General features: G+C 64.0%; 20 protein-coding genes and 1 pseudogene. 9 read left to right on the forward strand and 12 right to left on the reverse strand.

Going from position 1 to position 25,293, the window contains the following annotated elements:
- Positions 1-71: 71 nt before the first annotated feature.
- The 5 genes from UC34_RS00655 to UC34_RS00675 form a co-directional block, all read right to left on the reverse strand.
- Positions 72-773 carry an ABC transporter ATP-binding protein gene (locus tag UC34_RS00655; protein ID WP_044453261.1) on the reverse strand — a complete coding sequence of 234 codons (702 nt, stop codon included), beginning with the start codon at positions 771-773 and terminating at the stop codon, positions 72-74.
- Positions 770-1,537, reverse strand: coding sequence for an ABC transporter ATP-binding protein (locus UC34_RS00660; protein WP_044453262.1), 768 nt, complete (start codon positions 1,535-1,537; stop codon positions 770-772). The genes UC34_RS00655 and UC34_RS00660 overlap by 4 nt, the downstream gene beginning before the upstream one ends.
- Positions 1,534-2,532 carry a branched-chain amino acid ABC transporter permease gene (locus tag UC34_RS00665; protein ID WP_044457571.1) on the reverse strand — a complete coding sequence of 333 codons (999 nt, stop codon included), beginning with the start codon at positions 2,530-2,532 and terminating at the stop codon, positions 1,534-1,536. Before UC34_RS00665 ends, UC34_RS00660 begins: the two co-directional genes overlap by 4 nt.
- A complete protein-coding gene (locus UC34_RS00670) occupies positions 2,532-3,389 on the reverse strand; it encodes a branched-chain amino acid ABC transporter permease (RefSeq protein WP_044453263.1) in 858 nt (285 codons plus the stop codon). Before UC34_RS00670 ends, UC34_RS00665 begins: the two co-directional genes overlap by 1 nt.
- Positions 3,390-3,617: 228 nt before the next feature.
- The gene (locus UC34_RS00675) at positions 3,618-4,823 is read right to left on the reverse strand and encodes an ABC transporter substrate-binding protein (RefSeq protein ID WP_044457572.1); all 1,206 of its coding nucleotides are present in this window, start codon (positions 4,821-4,823) and stop codon (positions 3,618-3,620) included.
- A gap of 338 nt (positions 4,824-5,161) precedes the next feature.
- On the opposite strand from UC34_RS00675, the pseudogene UC34_RS00680 reads away from it, so the two are divergent.
- Positions 5,162-5,983: pseudogene (locus UC34_RS00680) on the forward strand (FadR/GntR family transcriptional regulator); the annotation flags it as partial.
- Positions 5,984-6,299: 316 nt separating this feature from the next.
- Here the strand turns inward: UC34_RS00680 and UC34_RS00685 are convergent.
- The 4 genes from UC34_RS00685 to UC34_RS00700 all read right to left on the reverse strand — a co-directional run bounded on the left by UC34_RS00685 (position 6,300) and on the right by UC34_RS00700 (position 13,206).
- Positions 6,300-7,322: an agmatine deiminase family protein gene (locus tag UC34_RS00685; protein WP_167370623.1), complete on the reverse strand. Its 1,023-nt coding sequence runs from the start codon at positions 7,320-7,322 to the stop codon at positions 6,300-6,302.
- Between the two features lie 123 nt (positions 7,323-7,445).
- On the reverse strand, positions 7,446-8,024 hold the full coding sequence (locus tag UC34_RS00690; protein WP_167370624.1) for a molybdopterin-dependent oxidoreductase: 579 nt from the start codon (positions 8,022-8,024) through the stop codon (positions 7,446-7,448).
- A 172-nt stretch (positions 8,025-8,196) separates the two neighbouring features.
- Positions 8,197-11,955, reverse strand: a complete 3,759-nt coding sequence (locus tag UC34_RS00695; RefSeq protein ID WP_044453267.1) for a BTAD domain-containing putative transcriptional regulator — start codon at positions 11,953-11,955, stop codon at positions 8,197-8,199.
- 294 nt (positions 11,956-12,249) lie between these two features.
- A complete protein-coding gene (locus UC34_RS00700; RefSeq protein WP_044457573.1) occupies positions 12,250-13,206 on the reverse strand; it encodes an aliphatic sulfonate ABC transporter substrate-binding protein in 957 nt (318 codons plus the stop codon).
- Positions 13,207-13,882: 676 nt separating this feature from the next.
- Between UC34_RS00700 and UC34_RS00705 the strand changes: the two genes are divergently transcribed.
- The gene (locus tag UC34_RS00705) at positions 13,883-16,129 is read left to right on the forward strand and encodes a TonB-dependent receptor (protein ID WP_044453268.1); all 2,247 of its coding nucleotides are present in this window, start codon (positions 13,883-13,885) and stop codon (positions 16,127-16,129) included.
- A 112-nt stretch (positions 16,130-16,241) separates the two neighbouring features.
- Positions 16,242-16,928 carry a Fe2+-dependent dioxygenase gene (locus tag UC34_RS00710; protein ID WP_044453269.1) on the forward strand — a complete coding sequence of 229 codons (687 nt, stop codon included), beginning with the start codon at positions 16,242-16,244 and terminating at the stop codon, positions 16,926-16,928.
- Positions 16,929-17,044: 116 nt separating this feature from the next.
- Here the strand turns inward: UC34_RS00710 and UC34_RS00715 are convergent, their stop codons facing one another.
- A complete protein-coding gene (locus tag UC34_RS00715) occupies positions 17,045-17,620 on the reverse strand; it encodes a Spy/CpxP family protein refolding chaperone (protein WP_044453270.1) in 576 nt (191 codons plus the stop codon).
- Between the two features lie 267 nt (positions 17,621-17,887).
- A complete protein-coding gene (locus UC34_RS00720) occupies positions 17,888-18,295 on the reverse strand; it encodes a DoxX family protein (protein ID WP_044453271.1) in 408 nt (135 codons plus the stop codon).
- Positions 18,296-18,697: 402 nt separating this feature from the next.
- Here UC34_RS00720 and UC34_RS00725 point away from each other — a divergent pair, with 402 nt between their 5' ends.
- The 3 genes from UC34_RS00725 to UC34_RS00735 all read left to right on the forward strand — a co-directional run bounded on the left by UC34_RS00725 (position 18,698) and on the right by UC34_RS00735 (position 20,708).
- Positions 18,698-19,285, forward strand: coding sequence for a hypothetical protein (locus tag UC34_RS00725; RefSeq protein ID WP_044453272.1), 588 nt, complete (start codon positions 18,698-18,700; stop codon positions 19,283-19,285).
- Between the two features lie 130 nt (positions 19,286-19,415).
- On the forward strand, positions 19,416-19,817 hold the full coding sequence (locus UC34_RS00730) for a PaaI family thioesterase (RefSeq protein ID WP_044453273.1): 402 nt from the start codon (positions 19,416-19,418) through the stop codon (positions 19,815-19,817).
- Between the two features lie 27 nt (positions 19,818-19,844).
- Positions 19,845-20,708 (forward strand): patatin-like phospholipase family protein, encoded by an 864-nt coding sequence (locus UC34_RS00735; RefSeq protein ID WP_044453274.1) that lies wholly within the window; start codon positions 19,845-19,847, stop codon positions 20,706-20,708.
- A gap of 147 nt (positions 20,709-20,855) precedes the next feature.
- Here UC34_RS00735 and UC34_RS00740 read toward each other — a convergent pair whose 3' ends face one another.
- Positions 20,856-21,866 carry a D-2-hydroxyacid dehydrogenase family protein gene (locus tag UC34_RS00740; protein WP_044453275.1) on the reverse strand — a complete coding sequence of 337 codons (1,011 nt, stop codon included), beginning with the start codon at positions 21,864-21,866 and terminating at the stop codon, positions 20,856-20,858.
- A 638-nt stretch (positions 21,867-22,504) separates the two neighbouring features.
- On the opposite strand from UC34_RS00740, the gene UC34_RS00745 reads away from it, so the two are divergent.
- The 3 genes from UC34_RS00745 to UC34_RS00755 all read left to right on the forward strand — a co-directional run bounded on the left by UC34_RS00745 (position 22,505) and on the right by UC34_RS00755 (position 25,276).
- Complete coding sequence (locus UC34_RS00745; RefSeq protein ID WP_237165206.1) at positions 22,505-24,391, forward strand: phosphoenolpyruvate carboxykinase (GTP); 1,887 nt, start codon at positions 22,505-22,507, stop codon at positions 24,389-24,391.
- 248 nt (positions 24,392-24,639) lie between these two features.
- Positions 24,640-24,840, forward strand: a complete 201-nt coding sequence (locus tag UC34_RS00750; RefSeq protein WP_157122952.1) for a hypothetical protein — start codon at positions 24,640-24,642, stop codon at positions 24,838-24,840.
- 16 nt (positions 24,841-24,856) lie between these two features.
- Positions 24,857-25,276: a type II toxin-antitoxin system VapC family toxin gene (locus tag UC34_RS00755; RefSeq protein ID WP_044453277.1), complete on the forward strand. Its 420-nt coding sequence runs from the start codon at positions 24,857-24,859 to the stop codon at positions 25,274-25,276.
- Positions 25,277-25,293: the final 17 nt, after the last annotated feature.

Raw genomic sequence — 25,293 nt, forward strand, 5'->3', positions numbered from 1 at the left:
GTTGTACCCATCCTTGAGAGTTACGGCCAGCGGCGAAGTCGGGGGGAGCGCGCCGCAAGACCACCGGCGGGCTACGCCACGCCCACACCGAGATAGCGGTCCTTGACGACCTCGTCGGCGAGAAACGCGGCGTTGTCCGCGCCATACACGATCACGCCCTGCTCGACGATGTAATGCCGGTCGGCCAGTTGCGTGCAGACTTCCAGATTCTGTTCGACGAGCAGGATCGCCACGCCGGCCTGCTTGATGAGCTTGAGCTGCGCCACGATCTCCTCGACGATGACCGGCGCGAGCCCTTCGACCGGTTCGTCGAGCATGAGCAGGCGCGGGTGATTCATCAGCGCGCGGCCGATCGCGAGCATCTGCTGCTCTCCGCCGGAGAGCTGCGCGCCGCCATTCTTGCGGCGCTCCTGCAAACGCGGAAAGATGCGGTAGATATCGGCGAGCTGCCACGGCGAATCGCGGCGCGCGGCAAGCTTCAGATTCTCTTCGACGGTGAGCAGCTTGAAGATGCCGCGATGCTCCGGCACGAAACACACGCCGCGCGCTGCAATGCGATGTGCGGCCATGCCGGCGACCGGCTGCCCCATGAAAGTGATGGTGCCCGCCTTGGGCGAGACCACGCCCGCGATGGTCTTGAGCGTGGTCGACTTGCCCGCACCGTTGCGACCGAGCAGCGTGACGAGTTCACCGTCGCCGATGCTCAGCGATACGCCTTGCAGGATGTGGCTCTTGCCGTAATAGCTGTGAACGCCTGCGACGTCGAGAATCATGCGCGGCCTCCGGTGATCATGTTGCCGAGGTAGGCGGCGCGCACGCGGTCGTCGGCGCGAATGGCGTCCGGCTTGCCTTCGACGAGTACGCGGCCCTGTTGCATCACGGTGATCGTGTCGGAAATGTCCATCACGATGTTCATGTTGTGCTCGATGAGGACGACGGTATGGTCGTCGCGCAGCCCCCGGATCAGTTGCTTCATGTCGTCGAGATCGTCGATGCCCATGCCGGAGGTCGGCTCGTCCAGAAAGATCGCCTTGGGACGTGCGGCGAGCGCCATGCCGACTTCGAGACGCCGTTGCTGGCCGTGCGAGAGCGACCCCGCTGCGGTGTCGGCATGACGCGTGAGGGCCAGGCGCGCGAGCACGTCGTCGACGATGGCGGCGCAGGCGCGCGGGCCGTCCGCCTTGCGCCAGCACGAGAGCGCGCGACGCGGCGTGACGCCCAGCGCGGCGAGTCGAAGGTTCTCGCGCACCGACAGGTTCTGAAACAGGGCCGTGACCTGAAACGAGCGGGCGATGCCGCGTTGCACACGGCGATAGTCCGCCTCGGTGGTGACGTCATGGCCGTCGAACATGATGCGCCCGCCGGAGACCGGCACGGTACCGGTCAGCATGTGGAATAGCGTCGTCTTGCCCGCGCCGTTCGGGCCGATGACGGAGTGCACCGTTCGCGGCGCCACGCGCAGATCGACGCCATGCAGCGCCGTGAACTTGCCGTAGCGCTTGACGATGCCCGAGGCTTCGATGAGAGCGTCGCTCATGTCGGGTCTCCCTGAGTGCCCTGCGGATTCAGTTTGCCGTCGCGCGCGTTGCGCTTGCCGGCGATGCGGCGCCACAGGGTCTCGCCCACACCCCACAGCCCACGATGCATGAACAGGCTCACCGCGATGAGCAGCAGTCCCAGCAGCAACAGCCAGCGCGGCCAGAGCGTCGAGAGCCAGTCGGCCGCGAGCACGTAGAACGCGGCGCCCAGCACCGAGGCGAACAGGTTGCCCGTGCCCCCGATGACCGTCATGACGAGGATCATTTCACTCGTGTGGTACTCGATGTTCGAGAGCGGCGCAATGCCCGTCATCAACGCATGCAGCGCCCCGGCCAGCGCCGTGACCGCGCCGGAAATCGCGAACGCCACCAGCTTGAACGTCTTCACGTGATAGCCGATGGCGGCCGCGCGCGTTTCGTTGTCGCGAATGGCGAGGAGCGTACGTCCGAAGACCGAATCGGCCACACGCAGCAGCAGCGCGAAGACGATGAGGAAGACGATGGCGACGAAGGTGTAGTACTGCCACGGCGTCTCGAGCGCCACGAGCGTCTTGCCGCCGAGCGTGAGCGACTTGCGCGGGATGTCGAGCAGGCCGTTGTCGCCGCCGGTCCAGTCCGTCGCGGTGTAGGCGAAGAAATAGAACATTTGCGCGCAGGCGAGCGTGAGCATCACGAAGTAAGTGCCCTTTTGCCGGATCGCGAAGCTGCCGACGATGGCGGCAATGGCCGCGCCCAGGACGATGGACGCGAGAATGGCCACGGGCATCGGCAACGACCAGCGCGTGAGCATGATGCCCAGCGTATAGCTGCCCAGCCCGAAGAAGATGCCCTGCCCGAACGACAACAGTCCGGTGTAGCCCAGCAGCAGGTTGCAGCCGAGCACGGCCAGCGCATAGACGAGCACTTCGGTCGCGAGCGTGCCCGACGAGAGCGTGACGGGCAGGACCAGTGTGACGGCGGCAGCAAGCAGCCAAAAACGGTAACGTACCAGCATCATCCCCTCCCGAGCAGGCCGTGCGGACGCATGAGCAGCACGGCCGCCATCGCCACGTAAATCATCAGTCGCGCGCCTTCCGGCCAGATCGTGCTCATCAGGCTTTGCACGATGCCGATGACGAGCCCGCCCACGAGTGCGCCGGCAAAGCTGCCCATGCCGCCGATCACGACCACCACGAAGGCGATTCCGAGCGCTTCGATACCCATGAAAGGTTCGACACCACGCACCGGTGCGGCCAGCACGCCAGCCAGCGCCGCGGTGCCGGCCCCCAGTGCGAATGCAAAGCTGAACACGCGAAACACGTTGATGCCGAGCAGCGACACCATTTCCGAGGACTCGCTCCCGGCGCGTATGGCGCTGCCCAGGCGTGTGCCTTCGAGCAGCCACCAGAGGACCGCGGCAAAGACCGCGGTAAAGCCAATGAGGAACAGGCGGTATTTCGGATAGATGAAACTGCCCCACATCACCACACCGTCGAGGGCTTCCGGCACGGCGACGTTATCGCCCAGCGGCCCCCAGACGATGATGACCAATTCCTGCACGACGAGCGCGAGTCCGACCGTGACGAGAATGTGGAACTCGTGCGCTTTCTCGTAGATATGCGAGAGCAGCACCTTCTCGGCGATCCACGCGAGTGCACCCACCACGATCGGGCACACGATGAGGGCAAGCCAGAACGACATCCCCCATTGCAGCGCCTGATAGCAGAAGTACGCGCCGAGAAGATAGAAGGCGCCGTGCGCAAAGTTCACGAAGCGCAGCAGACCGAAGATGATCGATAAACCGACGGCGAGCAGGAAGTACAACATCCCGATCCCGACGCCGTTGATGACTTGTAGCAAGTAGACGTTCATGCGCGTCCCGGAGAGCTTTGGTGCAGACGTGGAACACCTTGCGCCGCCCTGCTTTCGCAGCGCAGCGCAGACGACACATGCGGGGACCGTTTGACGTGTCCCCGCGAGCGACAGACTTCAGACCGCTTCAGACGACCGTCACCGGGCCGCATGTGGTGCACGACTCACGAAGGGGCGTGCGAGCTTCACATGGCTGTCGATGACGGCCAGTCACGGCGAATAACGGCATCAGGCCATCTTGCACTCGGTCTTGTCGAGCGGCAGGAACGATTTTCCGGCGCTGACAATGTCGGCGTAGTCGTCGGCGTTTTTCATCTTCGACTTCGCCTTGCCCTTGAGCAGGTAGTAGTTCTTGAGCACCTGGTGATCGCCCTTGCGGATCTCTTCCGGTCCTGTCAGACCGTCGTACTTCATGCCTTCCATTGCCGCGACGACCGCCTTCGGATCGGCGCTGCCTGCCTTGACCATGCCGTCGAGCATGAGTTTGGTGCAGATGTACGAGCCGGCAAGGCTATAGTTCGGGTTCTGCTTGAAGCGGTCCTGCGTGCGTTTGACCAGATCGAGGTTGAGCGGCGACGCAACGGCGTGCCAGTACTGCGCCCCGAAATACACGCCGTCGCACAGATCGGCGCCAAGCGTTTCGAATTGCTCCAGACCCGAGGCCCATGCCATGAGAATGGTGCAGTTCTTCTTCATGCCGAAACTCACCGCCTGGCGCAGCGTGTCGGACGATTGCGAACCGAAGTTCAGGATCAGCAGCACATCCGGCTTGGCGGCGGCGGCGTTGGTGAGGTAGCCCGAGAATTCCTTTTCCGTGAGCGAGTGATAGCTGTTGCCGACGTGCTCGATACCCTTTTCCTTGAAGATATTCTTCGCGGCATTGAGCAATCCTTCGCCGAAGACATATTGCGGCGTGATCGTGTACCAGCGCTTGGCCTTCGGCATCGATTCGATGAGCGGACGCACCGTCTGTTCGATCGCACCGAAGGTCGGCACCGACCAGCGGAACGTGGCGGCGTTGCAATCCTTGCCGGTGATTTCGTCTGCGCCTGCCGTGGTGATGAAGATGCCGCCGGCCTTCTCGGCTTCCTTGCCCATTGCCAGCGCTTCCGAGGACAGAATGCCGCCCGCGAAGAAGCGGGCGCCCTTTTGCTGAGCGATTTCCTGCACGCGACGGATGGCGGTTGCAGGTTTACCCTCGGTGTCGAGCGTGGTGTAGGCGAGCGGGCGGCCGAGCACCTTGCCGTATTGCTCGACGATGAGCTTCATGCCGAGGTCGGCGAACTTGCCGTTGGCGGCAAACGGTCCCGACATCGGCACCGGGCAGGCGAGTTGGATTGCCCCGGCGCCTTGCGCGAACACGTCGCGAGCGGAGAAAAGGGAGCCAGGCAGAGACGCCGCAGCGGCGAGCTTCAACAGTTCACGACGATTCAATTTGGTCTCCATGCATGGGAGCAATCGTTCATGGGGTGAAAACGTGCAACGCGTTACCCAATTACCCACTGATGGTCAGTGACCTGAAGAAGCGACCAGAGGCAGTGACTGCACAGCAACGACTTGCAACGTCCGGGGCCTTATTCCTATCCGTCATATTTATTATGATAAATAGGATGGATTTGATCGTAGGTATAATGTTTTTTCGTGTCAATCGGAAAAAATTCCGAGATGACGCGAGCCGCGACGATCGGCCGACGACCCGGCTTTCGGGCGAATCCGGGGGATTCCGGGCGACGACATGCGATTCGAGTGTGAACCGACTTCTGAGGCGCCACATGGCATTGGATGCACAAACGGTGCGAGAGCCGTTGGAAATCAAACAACAAAAGCGCGGCGATCTGGTCGCGGAAGCCATCAAGCGTCTGATCACGGAGGGCAATCTTCTGCCGGGCGATCGGCTGCCGCGCGAGGTCGAGTTACAACAGATGTTCGGTGTCTCGAAGAGCACGATTCGCGAGGCGCTCAAGTCGCTCGAAGTGCAGGGGCTCATCAAGGTGAGCACTGGACCGTCCGGCGGCGGCATGGTCGTGGAAGTGCCGCTCGATCGCACGTTCCAGCTCATGCAGAACTATCTCTTTTTCAAGGAGGTGAGCATCGACGACATCTATACGGTGCGTCAGTTGCTCGAGCCCGAACTGGCTGCGGGGGCCGTGCCGCATCTGACCGAAGCGGATTTCGCTGCGCTGGAAAACAATATGACGTGTTGCAGTCCGGCCTCGCACGACCGACGCGAATTGCTGCGCCAGCGTCAGGCCGACGTCGACTTCCACGACATTCTTGCGGCCGCCAATCCGAACAGCTTCCTGAGATTTACCTGCGAACTCGTCAACGAGATGATTCGTCAGTTAATCGTGTTCGGCAACGAAACGCCGCGACGCGAGCATGAGAAGTTCGGCACGGCCAACGTCAACATCCATCGCGAAATTACCGACGCCGCGCGCGCGGGCGACGCCGAGCGCGTGCGCGAGCTGATGCACTTTCACATGCAGGAAGCGCGTACGTACATCAAGCGCATGAACGGCAAGCTGCGCGGGCGTCTCATTCTCGATTCGGATATCGCCGACATGCAGCAACGTGTGCGATCGCAACTTGGCGGGAATGCCGCGCCCGTGCCGCGCGGCAAGGGTGCCGGAGCGAAGGTCGCAGCGCCGAAGCGCGCTGCACGCAAAGCGACGGGTGAGGGCGCCGTCGCAGCGAGTAAGACGACGAAGGTGACGAAAGTGACGAAAGTGACGAAGGCGCCGAAGGCGTTGAAACCGACGGCGCAGGCGACACCGAAAGCGAAAACTTCGGGTGTGGCGCGGGCGGTGTCAAAAAAATCCGCCGCCGTGAAGCCGGAGACAGTGACGACAGCGACGACAGCGACAACAACATCGCCCGCGCGCAAACGTCGCACGACGGCTGGCTAACGTATTACGACAGCACGGCCGCCGGCTGCTGCTGCGTGCAGCAATGGATGCCGCCTGCGCGTGTCGCAATGGCGCGCAGCGGCAATTGCACGACGCGTCGCATGGGGAATGCCTGTTGCACGACGTTGCGCGCATGCGTGTCGGCCACCGCATCGCCAAAGGAGGCCATCACCACACCCCCGTTCGGCAGGTAGAAATTGACATATTCCGGCGCGAAGTCGGCGTCGTGCGCGAGTTCGTCGGGCAGGGCGTCGAAGTCCGGCGCGCGCAGCAGGCCAATGTCGAAGTGACGCCCTTTGGCGTCGCGCGCCAGGAGCAGGGCGCGCAGATTCTCGCGTGCCTCACGCGCCCACTCGTCGTCGCCGTGCGCGCCGGTGACGAGCAGTGTGCCCGGCCGCACGAAGCTGGCAATGCCGTCGACGTGTCCGTCGGTGATCGCGTCGAGCTTCGATCCGGGCAACCAGACCGTATGTGTCACGCCCAACCAGTGACGAAAGACCGCCTCCGCCTCGCAACGCGTCAGGCCCGGATTGCGATTCTCGTTGAGGATGGAGGTTTCGGTCACGATCAGCGTGCCTTCGCCGTCGACGAGCAGCGATCCGCCCTCAGCCACGATGGGCGCTGCGCAGCAACCCATGGGGGTGTGCGCGCCGATCGCACTTGCGACCCGCGCGGCCACGTGCACGTCGGCGTCAATGACCTGACTCGCTGTCCCTCCCCAACCGTTGAAGTTCCAACATAACGCGTGCGCGCAAAGCGCATCGTCGAGCAGAAACGTCGGGCCGGTGTCGCGCATCCAGTGGTCATCGACAGGCATGGGATAAAGGGAGGCATTCGCGGGCAGGGCGCGATGCGCTTCGTCCAGACAGGCCGGATCGACGGCGACATGCACCGGTTCGAACAACGCGATGGCATGTGCGATACGCGCCAGTTCGCCGAGCACGTGCTGTCGTCGGGCGCCGTCGATCACGGTCTTGCCGGGCCATGCCATCCAGCAGGCGGCGTGAGGGTGCCATTCGGGGGGCATGCGCCAGTGGCCGGTTGGCGCTGTGTTCGTCGCGGGGGGCTTACGGGATGGTGCCGTCATGGTTCGCGCTGCCGCAAGAAAAGTGCCGCCAGTGTAGGCGGCGCATGGCAGGCGCGGAGGGTGTCAGAGACCTGACGGTTCTGCTAGGTGGACGGTAAGCCGCTTGAGCGCGCGCACCTGCCGCAGCGCCACCCGCAGGTCGCACGTCGAAATTAGGCCGATGCCCCCTTCGTCGTCACCCAGCGGCTGCCCGTCGCGCTCATAGACCACCAGCGCGCCGACGCCAATCGGCGTGTTGTAGAGCTCGTGCCACGAAAACATGACGGTATAGCCGTCGGCTGCCTGCGCCAGGACGTAAGCCCGTGCGAAGTCGCGGGCATGCGGCAGACGCAGTTGCGCGATGTCGAGCAACGCGCTCAGTCGCACGCCCTTGTATTCGCTGGCGGTGCGCACCTTACGTCCAGACAGGCAGACGACGTCGAGCGGGCCGGTCAGTTGCGTCGGCAAACGCATGAGGGCGCACAGATCGAACGAGTGACGGCGCTTTACCGTTCCTGAGACGACCACCTCGCGCGACGTGATCGGCGCAGCGCAGGGCATGCCCGGGCGAGTCCCGGAAGTCGTGGAACGGGCATGTGACGCGGGCGAAGCGCCCAGCGGCGCGAGTTCCGCGCTCGACGAGGGCAGGGGAACGATGGGCATGTCGGATTCGGAGTGTCGGCCTGGGGGAGCCGGTCGCTTCAATATAGCGGCGAGGCGCAGCGCGGACATACGACGTGCCTGATAGCGGCTATTCGCAAGGCTTGAAGGGGGCGCGCATATGCCACGACTTGGCCGATATCAACGACCAGCGGCAAGCGTGCGCGCGCCGCCTTCAGCTTCCGTAGCGTGCCGCTGGCGTGTGACGTGCGGCCACCTCGGCCAGCGTGGCGCGCGCCTCCTGCACGTCCGCGAGCGTCTCACCGCCCTGGAGGGCGTCAAGCGCGTCACGCAGCACTGCCATGCACTCGGCGTCACTCAGCGAATCCGGGGTATTGTCCCCGCCCAGACGCAGCAGGCTGTGCGCGGCGCGCAGCGTGAGCATCGGCGACGCCTGTGCCCGTGCCACCTGCAAGGCGTGTTCGAGCCACGGTCGCACAGCATCGCTCGGATGGTGCCCCGCTCTGAGAAAGTCGCCCTTCTGGCGCAGGAACTCGGCCTGCCAGTGACCGTCGTTGCGTCGTGCCGACAAATGCGCGCCGCGCTCTGCGGCATGCAAACCGAGTGCGATATCGCCCGTGCCTGCGCAGGCTTCGACGAGCAGGCCGAAGAACATGCCTTCGACGCCTCCCATGATTTCGCTCAGACGTCCCACGCTATCGGTGATGCGCTCCAGTCCGTTCACGTCGCCGCGCGAGGCGAGCGCCCAGCCCCGGATCGTCTGTCCGGCGAGCGCCCACAGCGCGACACCGGTCTCCGAGGCCACTTCGGTCGCTTCGCTCGCCAGCGCTTCGGCGGCTGCGATTTCGCGACGCAGGCGCCGCAACATCGCCGCAAACACCAGAGCGAACGCGAAGGAGTAGCGGCGGCCTTGCTGACGTCCCAGCGCGAGTGCGGCTTCGCTGGCGGCGAGTGACGCGTCGTGCCGACCCGTGAACCAGTACGCCCAGGAGAGAAACGACAGGCCGGTGATTCGGGCGTCTTCGCCCAGGCCGGTGTCGGCATGCTCGGGACGATAGTGGGCGAGACCGGCTTCCAGCGCCGTGATCGCACCGCCGAAATCGCCGTGGCAGCACAGACTGTTGCCCAGCGCGTAATACGCATGCGCGAGCAGCGGCGACGAGCCCGCCTGTTCGGCGATGAGGATGAGCTTGCGCGCCAGTTCGATGCTGCGCTCGAAGTCGCTCCACGAGCTGGAGCCGAGCCACAGCCCCCAGTAGACGGGGAAGAGGGTGATGTCGTCGCCCATCGGTTGTGCGAGCGCCAGTGCCGTCTCGAAGTTGTGGCGCGCCGGCTCCGATCCATAACCGTGCAGCGAGATGAGCGGCACGCCCATCGCCATGCGCAATTGCAGCTCGCGCGGCGCCGTCTGAGCGCTGGTGCCGGTTTGCCGCAGCACGTCGAGGGCGCTCTGGTAGTGGGCGCAAGCTTCGCGAAACGCCTGGCGCCCGGTCGCATATTCGCCCGCGAGACGGTAGTGCTCGATGGCGGCATCCGGTTCGTCGGCCTGACGGAAGTGCCAGGCGAGCACTTCCGGTTCGGTCTTTACGGACTCGTGGTCGCGCATCGCGAGCGCAATGCGGCGATGCGCGTCCTGGCGGCGTTCCTGCGGTTGCGCATCGTAGGCGGCCTTGTGCAACAGGGCGTGACGGAAGACGTAGCGACCCAGATCCTGACGCTGTACGAGCGCGCAGGCGACGAGCGTGTCGAGTGCGCGTTCGACCAGTGCCATCGAACGACCGCTCGCGGCCGCCAGCAATTCGGCATGGAATTCGTGACCGAGGCACGAGGCGAAGTGCGCCACCGGTTTGGCGCTGCCCGCCGCGTCGATACGCGCCATCATCAGTTCCTGAAGGCTCGCGGGCATCGGCATGGAGGCGACGGCACTGCGCCCGCCTTGTTGCGAGGCGGTGGCTCGGGCGAGTTCCTGAAGGAACAGCGGTACGCCTTCGGCCAGATGCACGATGCGCTCGCGCGTTGCCGCCGGCAGGGCGACGCGCGGCGTCGCGGCCCGCACGATGGAGGCGGCCGCGCCGGCGTCGAGCGGGGCGAGATCGATACGTCGCAAGCCCACGGTGTGACGCCATGGCAGTTCGAACTCCGGACGAGCGCCCACGATCAGCAGGCGACCGCCCGGCGCGTTCTCCGCCATGACGGCAAGCAGCTCCTGCGTGGACGGATCGGCCCAATGCGCATCGTCGAGCGTGATGACACCACCGTCGGGCAGCAGCGAGGCGAGCAGGGTCGGCGCTTCGTTGAGTACGGCCTGCTTCCACGCGTGCGGCACATTCCCTTCGGCATGCATATCGAACAGTGCGCGCAAGCGACGATGCGCGAGCAACGCGGGTTGGGGAAGCTGCGACGCTTCCACCGCGGACTGCGAACGCAGCCAGCGCGCAATCGGGTGGAACGGCGTGCCCGCGCCGTCTTGCGCGCAGGCGAGGTCGATCGAGCGCAGTCCGCGCGCCTCGACGAAATGACGAATGAGCGCGGTCTTGCCAATGCCCGCTTCGCCGATTACCAGCGCGAGCACGCCATGCCCGGTGCTGGCGTCGCGCATCGCCGAATGGGCGGCGGCGAGTTCGGCGAGGGCGGCGTCGCGCCCGAAAAGCATGGCGGCACGTCGGCGCGAACGTCGCTCGGGCGTGGGATCGGCGTTGACGCGAAAGACCGGAATTTCGCGATTGCCGTGACGCTCGCGCACCGTGCCGTGCGGCGTGGTCGCAATGGCAACGCCGATGAGGCGCTGCGTTGAGTCGCAGATCACGACTTCACCGGGCAGCGCCACGTCGGCCAACTGCGTGGCCGAGCGCGACACGCGCCCGCCGGTGTCGGGACTGTCGTCGGCGGCCGAACTGATGACGAGGCCGGTGTGAACGCCCACGCCGATGCCTACGCGTACGGTGCTCGCCTGCACGCAGCGCATCGCGGCTTCGACGGCGTGACGTCCGGCGCCTTCGAGGGCGGTCGGATAGCCGAAGTAGCCGAGCAAGCCACCGGTGGGCGTTCGCAACGTGTAGCCCCACGATTGCCGCAGAATCGTTTCGCACTGCACGAGGGGCGGGCGCATCATGGCGACGAGCTGATCGGGGTCGTCGACGCCGGTCGGCGCCAGTTCAATGGCTACGACCGTGATCTGGCGACGTTCCGGACCGGTCGCGCGTTGCTCCATGCGTGCGGGCGGCGTCTCGAGCAATTGCGTGAGCGCCTCGCCCGGCAACTCGCCGAGTTCTTCGTGCAGGATGTCGCACAGTCGGCGATATTCGGTCTCGGCGTCGTCGCGACGCCCGGCGCGCAGCAGCAGCGCAATCAGGCAATGCCAGCCGGCTTCGTCGAACGGCGCGAGGGCCACGAGCTGGCGGGCGTGCGCGAGCGCCTGGTCGAGGTCGCCAAGCCGTGCATAACCGTCGGCGAGCAAGCGCTCGCCGAAGACCCGGCGGCGCTGATATTCGTCGCGTTGCAGCTCGATCCACTGTTCGAGATCCGGCGTGTCGCGCACGGACAACCCATGCAGGAATGGGCCCTGATAGAGCGCGACGGCGTCGGCCAGATGCTGCAGATGTGCGGCGAGGTCCAGCCCGGTGACGGCGTCGAGCGTGCGGTTGGCCTGCTCGATCATGCTGGCGAAGATGTGGGCGTCGATCCAGAGGCCGGTCTCCGGGCGAAGCCGCACCACCTGACGGTCGGATTCGAAGAGTTCGTCGCCGAGGGTGTCGCGCAGGTGGAACAGCATGCGCTTGAGTTTGTCGCGACCGCCCTGAGCGTCTTCGTCGGGCCAGAACAGGTCAGCCAGCGCACCGCGTGTGTGATAGCCCGGTTGCAGGGCGAGATAGGCGAGCAGGCCGCGCGCTTTGGTGTACTTCACGGCGCAGGCCTGTTTGCCTTGTTCGACCCGCATCGGTCCGAGCAGGTAGAGCGATCTGTTGGCTTGCATTGTCCCTGGACGGCAAATAAGCAAAAACCGGCGAGCCCGCTTGGGCGCTCGCCGGTGCTGCGAATTTTATGATGTCATCGCGTCAGACCGACGCGTCCGAAGCGCCCTGGCAGCGCACGCTGCTGCCACCGGGGTCGGACTTGCGGCCTCGCTGGCGACGCCAAGGCCGTTCCGGGGGGCTTCGGCCGAATGCTTTAGGTATTACATACCGAAGTATAAACAGGAGTATGAAATTCGTCGGAAATACCTTCAAAAATCATCCGTGATGACCCGTAGGGAAATGCATCGCTTGCGTCATGCCGGCGCTTGCCAGATCGCCGCATCGGCCGCATCGACGCGTTTGGGCAACAATCCCGCTTGCGTGAAGACGTCGGCAATGCGCTGCTGCTCGGCAATGGCCTCGCGCACGACCGGCTGCACGTCGTAGCTGCGACGCCTGTTCGCGGCCTCGACGGTGGCGGTGTCCAGCCCCCACACCGGTGCGAGTTGCACGGCCGCTTCACGCGGGTTGGTGCGTACCCACTGACCGGTCTCGCGCAGCACACGATAGACCTCGCGCAACACGGCGTCGTGATCTCGCGCGAAGGCGGGCGTGGCGAGGTAGTAGCGCTGATAGCCTGCCAGGCCGCGCGCCGTGGTCAGCGTGCGCACCTTGTCCTGACGCTCCACGCTTGCCACGAAGGGGTCCCACGTTACCCAGGCGTCGACATTGCCGCTCGCGAAGGCGGCGCGCCCGTCGGCGGGTGTCAGATAGGCGGGTTGCACGTCGGTGATTCGTAGCCCGACGCTTTGCAGCGCCGCGATGAGCAAATAATGCACACCGGCGCCCTTGGTGACGGCCACACGCTTGCCCTTCAGATCGGCCAGCGTCTTGATCGGCGAATTTTGCGGCACGAGAATCGCCTCGGCATCGGGCGACGGTGTCTCGCGTGCGACGTAGGCGATGCGTGCACCGGCTGCCTGCGCGAACACGGGCACGGTGTCCGCAACGTCTGCCGAGAAGTCGATGCTGCCCACGTTGAGCGCTTCGAGCAACGGCAATCCGCTGGTGAACTCGTGCCAGGTGAGCGAGACGTTCAGCGGTGCAAGCGCCTGCGCAAGCGTGCCGCGCGCTTTGGCGAGCACGATCAATGTCGACGACTTCTGATAGCCGATACGCAGCGTGAGCGGCGCATTGGCCGCGCGCGCATGTCCGCTCGACGTGAGCGCTGCGCCGACGCCGAAGGCGTTGACCACGCCGCCAGCCAGCATGGCGGTGCCCACACGCGCCAGGAAATGGCGGCGTGCCGGGCGTGGCAGGACCGTATTGGCGGCGCTGGTGTGAACGGGGGCGTCGGTGAAGTCAGGCTGGCGAGTCATGGGCGAAGGCATCGAAGTGAGGAAGCGTTGGGCGCTGGGCGTTCGGCGCGTTGCGCCGTCTCGATTTGTATCGCGACGCCTCGTCTCCCCGCCAATAAGCGATCCGACTTTGGATAGCGATGCCGAGGTCATATCGATATGACCGTCACAACGGCTTTTCGACTTGCCGGGATCCTTCGATATCGCCTGCTGAAACCGGCGAACCACGCATCAATCGGCCATGGAGACGGAAAACCGCGTCACCGTTGCATCTTCGCTCCTAGGGAAAACCCGCAATTTTCCGCGTCGATGCCGGGCAATAGCGATCCGATGTCGACAAATCAAACCGAATGCTTTCATTGCCTTACTGGCGATCCGCACCGATCTGGTGCTGTCGTGTTACGGCGTATTACAGAAAGTCTTGGGAATTCAGCAAGTTACCGTCACGCAGCCGTCTTGTAATGAAAATCATTCCTATTTATATTCGCACCCCAAATCGCTTGCCGTGGGTGTCGCGTCTGTCGATCGCCCGCTCACTTGCTGACTCACCTATTCGCTCAAACGCGGTTCACCCCGTCCCAAACTCATCATGATGCAACGCAAGCCGCTGGCTCTGGCGATGATGGCGCTCTTCGCCGCGCCGCTTACCCTTACCTACGCTACGCCCGCGATGGCGCAAAGCGCCGCACCCAACGTCGATTCGACTGCGCCCGTCACCGCGACGACTGCTGCCGCCACCCCCGCCAGCCCGGCAGCCGCCTTGCCGCAGACCGAGGTCTCCGGCGCATCGATCCGTGAGGAGTACCAGCGCGACGTGTCCACCGTCGGCGCCAAGGTGCCCACGGCCATCCGTGACATTCCGCAGTCGGTGACTGTCATCGACAAGGCGGTGATGCAGGCGCAGGGTGCGACGACGTTTGCGGATGCACTGCGCAACTCGCCCGCCATCACGCTCGGCGGCGCGGAGGGCGGTCAGATCGGCAACAACATCAACCTGCGAGGGTTCAACGCGCGCACCGACATCTATCTCGACGGCTTTCGCGACCGTGGTCAGTACTATCGCGACACGTTCGATCTCGATGCCATCGAGGTGCTCGAAGGCCCGTCGTCGATGCTCTTCGGGCGTGGCTCGACCGGCGGCGTCATCAATCAGGTGAGCAAGCAGGCCAACCTCAAGCCGCTCAACGAAGTGTCGGGCACCATTGGCACGAACGACCGGTATCGCGGTTCGTTCGACTTCAGTCGCCCGCTCTCGGACACGGCGGCATTCCGGATCAATGGCTTCGCGCAGGACATCCACACGACGCGCGACGTCATGTACAACCAGGACTGGGGCGTGGCGCCAACGCTCAAGCTGGGTATCGGCACACCCACGCAAATCACGCTCTCCGCGCTGATCCAGCACAACCGCGACATGGCGGACTACGGTACCGTCGGCTTCAGTGGCAACCCGTTGCCGATCTCGAAAAACCAGTTCTACGGCCTGACGACCGATCGCACCGTGCAGGACGTCATGAGCTTCACCGCGAAGATCGAACACAAGGTCGACGACAGCCTGAAGATCACGAATCAGACGAACTACAGCCGTTACGTGATCGACGCCATCGAAACGTCGGCGCACGCAGTGGGCATTGCCAACGGCAAGGGCGGTTTCACCACCTTGCCCACGGGGCCGACGGCGGGCCTTCCGTCGTATTCGCTCGATCAGCTCTTCGTGCAGTTGCAAAGCCATGATCGTCAGATCACCGACACGGCATTGTTCAACCAGACCGACATCGTGAAGACGTTCGACACGGGGCCGCTCAAACACACGCTGATCGCCGGGGCCGAGTTCGGGCGCGACACCTACGAGAACCAGACATATCTGCGCACGGGCGCGGGGCAGTCGTCAGGATTTCTCGGCTGGATTCCGGCCAGCAGCACGGCGTACTACGCGAATTTGCCGAACGTCACGACGTCCACCGGTAACTTTGCGCAGGGTTCGGCCGAAACCGTGGCGTTTTACGCGAACGACACGATCGAGCTCAACAAGCACTGGAAAGTCGTGGGTGGCCTGCGCTGGGATCGCTACAAGGCGCAGCTCTCGAACAGCATCAGCGCGCCGGGGTACTCGACGCAGACCGTCAACTACACGAGTGTGCGCACCGGACTCATCTATCAGCCGAGCGAAGCGCAGTCGTACTACTTCTCCTACGGAACATCGTTCAATCCGTCGCTCGAAGCGCTGACGGTGACCAACAACACGCAAGCGCTGGCACCGGAGACGAACGAGTCGTTCGAAGTGGGCAGCAAGTGGAATCTGTTCGACGACAACCTGTCGATCAACACCGCGCTCTTTCAGGTGACGAAGCGCAATGCGCGTACGCAGACCGGCACGACGGGCGAGTACACCAACGCGGGCAAGGTTCGCATTCGCGGCGCGGAGCTGAGCGCCACCGGGCATCTCACGTCGAACTGGCAGGTCATGGGCGGCTACATGTTCCTGAACTCGCAGGTCTTGCAGGCGAACGACGGAACGCAGGGCAACGTGCTCGCCAATACGCCACGTCACTCGCTCACGCTTTGGTCGACGTACACGCTGGGCCACTGGGAGGTCGGCGGTGGCATGAACTACATGTCGATGCGCTACGCGGCCAACACGAACCTGATCCGCGTGGGTGGCTACACGCGCTGGGACGCCACCGTGGCCTACCATCAGCCCAAGTACGACATCCGCTTCAATCTGCTCAATGTCTTTAACAAGACCTACTGGGACGGGCTGATTCAGTCCGACGGCGGGCGCGCCACCCCCGGCATCGGACGCACGGCGTTGCTCACGGGCACGTACCGGTTCTGAGCGTGGGCCTGCATGAAATGACGCACAATACGGGGCGCGAGACGGTCGGATCACCGCATGCGGGGAATCCGCCGGGTTCGCGCCTCGTGCCTTTCCTCGAAGGACGCCGCCAATGCTGCTCCAAATTCCGAATGTCCTGAGCGCCGATCAGGTGCGTTGGGTCCGCGCAAAGCTCGATGCTGCCGGCGACGCCTGGGTCGACGGGCTCGCTACGGCGGGTTATCAGGGCGCGCCCGTCAAACAGAACCAGCAGATCGACGAGCGCTCGCCGATTGCGCACGAGCTGGGCGACGTCGTCCTCGGCGCGCTGGAGCGCCATCCACGCTTCATCAGCGCGGCGCTGCCCAACAAGGTCTATGCGCCGATGTTCAATCGCTATGGCGAAGGCATGCACTTCGGCAACCATGTGGATGGCGCGATCCGACTGCAACCGGGCAGCGGCATGCGCATTCGTACCGACATCTCCGCGACGCTGTTTCTCGCCTCGCCGGATGAGTACGACGGCGGGGAGCTCGTCATCGAAGACCAGTACGGCGCGCACGCGGTCAAGCTCGCGGCCGGCGACATGGCGCTCTATCCCGCAACGAGTCTGCATCGCGTGAACCCGATCACGCGCGGTGTGCGCGTCGGCTGCTTTTTCTGGGTGCAGAGTCTGGTGCGCGACGACACGCAGCGCACGTTGCTCTTCGACATGGACAATGCCATTCAGCGCCTGAATTCGACCGATGCGGACGAGACGGCGCGGCGCACGCTCGTCGGGTGTTACCACAACCTGCTGCGGATCTGGAGCGAGACCTGACGCAAAAAAACGCCCGGCCCCGGTGAAGGGGGGCGGGCGTCCCACAACATGCCGGGCGGTCGTGCCCGGCGGCGCTGGTCTCGCGCTTATGGTGCTTTACGGGTGCCTTATGGTGCCTATTGCGCCTGACCGGCGGGGGCCGGTGCCGGAGACGGTGCGGGTGCGGGCGCTCCCTTGTGCATCGAGTCGCGACGCTGCATCGCCTTTTCGTGCCACGCCTTCATCTTGGTCCAGCGTGCCTTGATGGCGTTGCTCACGATCGTCTTCTGATCGTTGTTCAGGCCGTTATACACGTTCAACCATGCGTCTTCGGTCTGGCTGCGAAGCTGGCGGTTCTGATCGAACACCTTCTCGCGCGCGGCGCGCATGCCGGCCAGATCGAGGACTTGCTGGTCCTTCGTCTGCGCGATCATCTGGCGGAACTGCTCGCCGTTCTTGCGCATGGCTTCGTGATTCTGCTTCGACGTTGCCACCGCCTGTTGCCAGGCCTGCTCCTGTTGCGCGTTGAGCTTCAATTGGTCGTGCAGCTTGCTGATGTTGCCCAGGCCCCAGGGGCCGTGGTCGCCGCGCATGTGGTGCATGGCGGCGTGCGCTCCGGTGGCCGGCGCAGGGGTGTCGGCGGCATGGGCGACACCGAACATCGCGGTGGCGGCAACGATGGCCGACGCGGCGGCGATCTTCAGTTTGCGCATGGTATTGACTCCTATCGATACTGCCGGAATTGGCAGTTTCAGAGTAAGTCATCAGCGCGCCTGAGACGTTGCAAAGTGCAACGGCTGTATTACCTGGCGTTACCAGCGCCCGCGTTCGCAACATTCCGAAACGACTCGGCCCGCCCTTGGCCAATCCGTCGACAGGTTTGGCAGGGGCGGGCCGTCAGGGCGACACGCGAGACAGCTCGCGCGTCGCCCGGTTCCCATGCGTTTCGCTTCGGGCGAGCGCGTGGTGTGCGTTGCCGATCAGTCCCAGGCGCCGCGTCCGCCCGATACGCTGTAACGCCCCGCGCCGAAGAGAATCACGCACAGGCCGGTGAACAGGTAGAAGCCTTGCAGCTCCAGCGCCCAGCCGCCGGTCTTCGACAGGTCGCCCAGTTGGCTCAGGTGAACCAGACCGAAGGCCACGATCATGTTGCCGACCACGAGCAGGCCGCCCAGACGGGTGAGCACGCCGAGAATCAGCAGGACCGGGGCGAGCACTTCGCCCAGGTAGGCGCCGTAGGCGAGAAACGACGGCAGACCGTGCGACGTGATCATGCCCTCGATGAAGCCGACACCGTTGATGACTTTGCTGACGCCGTGAAACAGCAGCAGGATACCGAGGGTTAGACGCAGGATCAGTTTGCCGAGATCGTCTCTGGTGCTCTGCATGGTGAAGGCTCCTTCTTGACTCGCTTGTTCGCGTAAGGGGGCTGACAGGTAACGGAGTGGCACGCCTTTGACTCCGCCGAAGCAGGAGACGGTTGGGAGACGAGTCGGTGTGCCGGCCAAATGGGCACCACTGTATCAAATCGTTACGACCCTGTCTGCGGGTGTCCCAACGATTTCATGGACATAGTGCAAAGCCGCCCTGTCGCCCGGATTACAAGCCGTTACTTTTCGGACTGCCGCGTTACACGACGGCTGTCGGCGCGGCGTTCGCGGGCGTCGTTAATCCGCATAAGGACGCAGCAAATCGCCGGCAATCCCGCCGGCGGGCCCCGTCCCCCCGTCCCCCCGTCAATCTCGACGAAGCGCAAACGCCGCAAGGCATAAAGGCATAAGGATTTCACCATGAACGTTCGTAAAACTCTGATTCTGAGCGCTGTGACCGTGGCCCTCGGCGGTGTGTTCGCCTCGCAGGCTTTCGCTCAGGGCACCGCTGCGCAAACGTCGCGCGATGTTCATCAGCAGCAACGTATCGAGAACGGTCTGAAGAGCGGTCAGCTGACGACCAAGGAAGCGTCGAGCCTCGAAAAGGGCGAATCAAAGATCGACAGGATGGAGGCCCACGCCGACAAGACCGGCGACACCGCTGCCCAAAAGGCGCGCATCGCCCAGGCGCAGAACAAGGAAAGCGCGAAGATCGATCAGCTCAAGCACAACGATCGCGTGGCGAACCCGACGACGAAGTCCTCCGAGCGCATGCAGGCCGACGTGCAGCGCAACGTGAATCAGGAGAAACGCATCGCCCAGGGGCAGGCGGCCGGTACGTTGAATAACAGGCAGGTCGGCAGTCTCGAGAAGGGACAGGCGCATGTCGATGCGGCCGAGGCCAAGGCCGCCGGCAATGGCCATGTGAGCGCGGGCGAGCAAGCCGGTATTGCGCACAAGGAGAACCAGCAGAGCCAGCGTATCCATCAGGAAAAGACGAACGGATAAGCCTCTTGCGGCTCCTGTGGCCGCCTGCCGTTTCATCGTCCCCAGCGCCACCCCTTGCCCGGGTGGCGCTGGTGTTTTGCGGCTATCATCGGCGTCACGATAACGACAGTGGCAATGGAGGCCGGACACAATGGAGCTGGTGCAAGCGCAGAAGATGCTCGAAGAACTCGTATCGCCTTGGGTGCGGCAACTGAATTTGCAGGTCGAGGCCGTTGGGTCCGAGCAGAGCGAGTTGCGATTGCCCTTCGATGCGGCGTTCAAACATGGCGGCGGCGTGATCTGCGGACAGGTATTCATGGCCGTCGCCGATACGGCCATGGTCGTGGCATTGTCCGCCGCGCTCGGCGGCTTCCAGCCGATGACGACGGTCACGCTCAACACCCAATTCATGCGTCCCGTCACGGATGGCGATCTGCGCGTGATCGCGCGGATTCTGCGTCGCGGCAAGAATCTGGTATTCGGCGAGATCGAGATATTCGATGCGTCCGGCAAGATGGCCGTGCATGCGACGACGACTTACGCGCTGCTGTAACGGGACCATTGCCTGTCGGGGGAACCGATGTTCGATCAGATCGTATTTGCCGGTGGCGGCAACCGCTGCTGGTGGCAAGCGGGATTCTGGGAGCGGGTCACGCGCGAGGTGCCGCTACGTCCGCGCGTGATTACCGGCATTTCAGCCGGGGCGGCGACCGCGTGCATGCTGCACATGCGGGAATCCGGCTGGGTGATGGATTACTACCGGCAGGTGCTCGCCGGGAATCGCAAGAATGCCTACTGGGGCAACCTGCTGCGCGGCGAGCGCGTGTTTCCGCACTATCGTATCTATCGGCAGGCACTGCTCGACATCTACGACGGTCAGCTCGACAAGCTCGCCGCCGGCCCGGAGATTCGCGTGGGCGTGTCGCATATCCCGCGCTGGCTCGGACCCCGCACGGCGACGGCGGCCGGACTCGTCGCTTACAACATCGATAAGCACTGGCGTCGCACACTGCATCCGACGCTTGCCCGCAGCCTCGGTTTTCGTCCCGAATTCGTACGTGCGCAGGATTGCCGGACCACAGACGAACTGGCCGACCTGATGCTGCAATCGTCCTGCACGCCGCCATTCACGCCGATTTTGCGGCGGGACGGCCGGGCCGTGCTCGATGGCGGGATGGTCGATAACGTGCCGGTCGACGCGCTCGATGCCACGCCGGGACAAGTGCTGGTGCTGGTCACGCGGCGTTATCCGCGTGCGCAGATCTTCACGCAGCACCACGCGGGGCAGGACCGGCTGTATGTGCAGCCGTCCGAGCCCGTACCGATTTCAAGCTGGGATTACACGCGGCCCGAGCGAATGGGGCCCGCCCATGCGCTGGGAAGCAAAGATGGCGAGACGTTCTTGCGGCATCTGGATTCGCTGAAGTCGCCGCTCGTCGGTTGATCTGACGGCCTTCTCGTCGATTTCCCTCGTCAACCGAGCGGCGGAGTACATGACCGGCGGATCGCCATGGGGTGGGCGATCCGCAGTTTCACAGAGTGCAGTGCACCGTGCACCGTGAGAATCAACGACGCAAGTCGGCGATGCAAATCAGCGGCCGAAACCGAGCAATGCGGCCGGGTTCGCCACGTGGGAGCGGTCGCCGTTCAGGAAGTTGACGATGTTCTCGAACGCCACGCGGAAATAAAGTTCGTAGCTCTCGCGCTCGACATACCCGATGTGCGGCGTGCAGACACAGTTCTCCAGACGCAGCAGCGGATTGCCTTGCAGGATCGGCTCGCTCTCGAACACGTCGATGGCGGCCATGCCGGGGCGTCCGCGATTGAGCGCCGTGATCAGCGCGTTCTCTTCGACCAGCTCGGCCCGGCTCGTGTTCACGAACAGCGCGGTCGGCTTCATTTGCAGCAGATCTTCGAGTTTGACGAGGTGACGCGTCTCGTCGTTCAGGCGCAGGTGAAGCGAGAGCACATCGCTTTGCGTGAACAGTTCTTCCTTGCTGTTCGCCACACGCAGGCCGTCAGCGGCGGCCGCATCGCGCGACCCGTCCCGTCCCCACACCATGACTTCCATGCCGAACGCCTTGCCGTAACCGGCGACAAGACGGCCGATCTTGCCGTAACCCCAGAGACCGAGCGTCTGGCCGCGCAATACCTGACCCAGCCCGAAATTCGGCGGCATGCTCGACGACTTGAGGCCCGATTGTTGCCAGGCGCCGTGCTTGAGGCTGGCGACGTATTGCGGAATCCGGCGCTGGGCGGCCATGATCAGCGCCCACGTTAGCTCGGCCGGGGCGATGGGCGAGCCCACGCCTTCGAGCACCGCCACGCCGCGCGCGGTACAGGCGTCGATATCGATGTGATTGCCGGCGCGGCCCGTCTGGCTGATGACGCGCAGGCGTGGCAGCTTGTCGATGAGTTGGGCGGTGATGGCGGTGCGCTCGCGCACCAGAACGAGCACTTCGGCTTCGCCGACACGGGCGGCGAGTTGTCCGACGCCCTTCACCGTATTGTTGAAGACCTTGACGTCATGACCTGCGAGAAGCGAAAAGCAGTCGAGCTTGCGAACGGCGTCCTGATAGTCGTCGAGAATGGCAATTTTCATGGCAAAACGTAATCGAATCGGCGCGCAACCCGTGGGTGCTGCGTCGACGTAACAATAGTCGGAGGCCGCCGCGGCGGGCGGGCGTACTGGTCGTTGACATGGACGGCGTCAAAGGGAGATCCCGCAGGCGAACCCTTCGCCGGCCTTGTTGCGACGCAGCACCGGCGCAATTTGCGCGGTGGTATGCTGACGCCTCGTTTTGCATAGTATGGCAGGTGTCCTGGCAACCATGGCGAAACCGCCTCAACACGATGGCAAAAAATCGAACCCGCCCCGCAAAAGCAAGTCGGATCTGGTGAGCGAGACGCTTGATGCGCACGTATCGGTGCGCGTGTTGCCTTCTGCCTTCCCGCGTGCGCCGCGGCGCGTGTCAGTCGACGCGTCCGGCAGGCGCCACGTTCCGTATTTCTCGCGGCCCGGGCCTGCGTGCGCATGCGTGACGTCGACGCGATGTGCCGCCGGCAAGTGCCGGGGCAGTGAGGTCCGTGCGGTATCCCCAACCGAACGGACTGCCCGGCAACGCCAGGTGTCCCGTGGGTCGCTCCCCAGGTGCCAGCAAAAAAGGACGACCGGTGTTCGCACCCACCGGCGCGTGAACGTCCGCTTCGATTTCTCGACTCTGCATGGAGACAACCCCCATGACCCAAGCTAGTCTGAGCGCCAACGCGCTCAACGCCTCTTCCTCGTCCAATGTCGCAACGCGTGATCTGCCCGGCTGGGTGCGTCATCGCAAGCTGATCGACTGGGTCTCGCACATCGCGGCGATCACTCAGCCCGAGCGTGTCGTCTGGTGCGACGGCTCGCAGGAGGAATACGACCGCCTGTGCGAGCAGATGGTCGCCGCCGGTACGATGAAGCGGCTCAATCCCGCCAAGCGTCCGAATTCGTTCCTCGCGCTGTCCGATCCGTCGGACGTCGCGCGCGTGGAAGACCGCACGTTTATCTGTAGCGAGAAGCGCGAAGACGCCGGCCCGACCAATCACTGGATCGATCCGGCCGAGATGCGCACGACGCTCGACGGCCTGTTTCAGGGCTGCATGCGCGGGCGCACGATGTATGTCGTGCCGTTCTCGATGGGGCCGCTTGGCTCGCCGATCGCGCACATCGGCGTGGAGTTGTCCGATACGCCGTACGTGGCAGTGAACATGCGCATCATGACGCGCATGGGGCGTGCCGTGTATGACGTGCTGGGCGATAACGGCGAGTTCGTGCCGTGCGTGCACACCGTCGGCAAGCCGCTCGGCGCAGGTGAGAAGGACGTGGCCTGGCCGTGCAACAACACGAAGTACATCGTTCACTTCCCGGAAACGCGCGAGATCTGGAGCTACGGCTCGGGCTATGGCGGCAACGCCTTGCTGGGCAAGAAATGCTTTGCGCTGCGCATCGCGTCGAAGATGGGGCGCGACGAAGGCTGGCTCGCAGAGCACATGCTGATCCTTGGCGTGACCTCGCCGCAGGGCAAGAAGTACCACGTTGCGGCGGCGTTCCCGTCGGCCTGCGGCAAGACGAACTTCGCGATGCTGATTCCGCCGAAGGGCTTCGAAGGCTGGAAGGTCGAGACCATCGGCGACGACATCGCCTGGATCAAGCCGGGCAAGGACGGCCGTCTGTATGCGATCAACCCGGAAGCCGGTTTCTTCGGCGTGGCGCCGGGCACCAGCCAGAAGACGAACCCGAACGCCCTGGCCACGCTCGGCGAGAACGTGATCTTCACGAACGTTGCGCTCACCGACGACGGCGATGTGTGGTGGGAAGGACTGACCGATACGCCGCCCGCTCACCTGATCGACTGGCAGGGCAAGGACTGGACGCCGGAGATCGCCAAGGAGACGGGCCGCAAGGCAGCGCATCCGAACTCGCGCTTCACGGCGCCGGCGTCGCAATGCCCGTCCATCGATGCCGACTGGGAGAATCCCGCAGGCGTGGCGATCGACGCGTTCATCTTCGGTGGCCGCCGCTCGACTACCGTGCCGCTGGTCACGGAAGCCCGTGACTGGACCGAAGGCGTCTACATGGCCGCGACCATGGGCTCGGAGACGACCGCTGCGGCGGCCGGCCAGCAGGGCGTGGTGCGACGCGACCCGTTCGCGATGCTGCCGTTCTGCGGCTACAACATGGCGGACTACTTCCAGCACTGGCTCGATACCGGCGCGCATCTCGAAAAGACAGGCGCAACGTTGCCGAAGATTTACTGCGTGAACTGGTTCCGCAAGGGCGCGGACGGCAAGTTCGTGTGGCCGGGATTCGGGGAAAACATGCGCGTGCTGGCATGGATGCTCGGCCGGATCGACGGCACGGCACAGGGCGTGGAAAACGCGTTCGGCATCACACCGCGTTACGACGATCTGAACTGGAACGGACTGTCGTTTACCCCGGCGCAGTTCGACGACGTGACGTCGATGGACGACGCGTCGTGGCATGAAGAACTCAAGCTTCACGCCGAGTTGTTCGAGACGCTCAAGCATCACCTGCCGCAGGCGCTGCTCGACACGAAGGCGGACATCGAGCGACGCCTGAAGTCCTGAGGACGCCGTGAACTGTCCGATGGTGCAATGATGGCGCGCTGATCGCGTGTCGTTGGCGTGCACGTCACGATCCCGCCGGGGAATCCCCCGGCGGGATTTTTTATTGTCTTGTGAACCTTCCGAAAGGCAGACGGGGCAAGGCCTCTGCCGGTTTTCGAAAGTCCTCCGGTGCTAGCATTTCTCTCGTCGTTCGCATGTTCGTTTCGGACGACAGCTTATGTTTTTGCACGAAGGAGATGCGCATGCACATGATGTTGATCGAAGGAATCGACGAGCAATTGATGCGCTCGATCGAGTCGCGGGCGGCGAAGGCCGGCATGACGCCCGAGGAGGAAGTCCTGAGGGTGCTGAGCGATTTCGCTCGGGCGCCGAGATTCATCGACATTGGGGACGCCATACTGAACTTCCCCAATGTCGGGCTGGACAGCGATTTCGAGCGGACAAATTGACGAGACCCCCGACCGAATGTATTTGCTCGACACAAACGTGATCAGCGAGTGCCGAAAGCAGGGGGGCGGTGATGTCGGTGTACAACGATTTCTTCGCGACACGACACGTTGTGCCATTCCTCGCTTCGTCTCCGTGGTCACCCTCGGGGAATTGCGGCGTGGCGCGTTGTTGCTGCGCTATCGCAACGACTTGCGTCAGGCAACGTTATTGGACAACTGGGTGGAGACGGTGCGAGGCGACTTTCTTGAGAGAATCCTTCCGATCGATTTACGCATTTGCGATGCGTGGGCGAGGATGCGCGTGCCGCAGCGACAAGATCCCATCGACAAACTCATTGCTGCGACCGCGCTGGTGCATAAACTCGTCGTCGTGACGCGCAATGTGAAGGATTTTTCCAGTACCGGGGCTGAGGTGTACAACCCGTTTCATCAGTAGAGGAGCGACGAAACACC

It is taken from the genome of Pandoraea vervacti, assembly GCF_000934605.2.
Classification (GTDB): domain Bacteria; phylum Pseudomonadota; class Gammaproteobacteria; order Burkholderiales; family Burkholderiaceae; genus Pandoraea; species Pandoraea vervacti.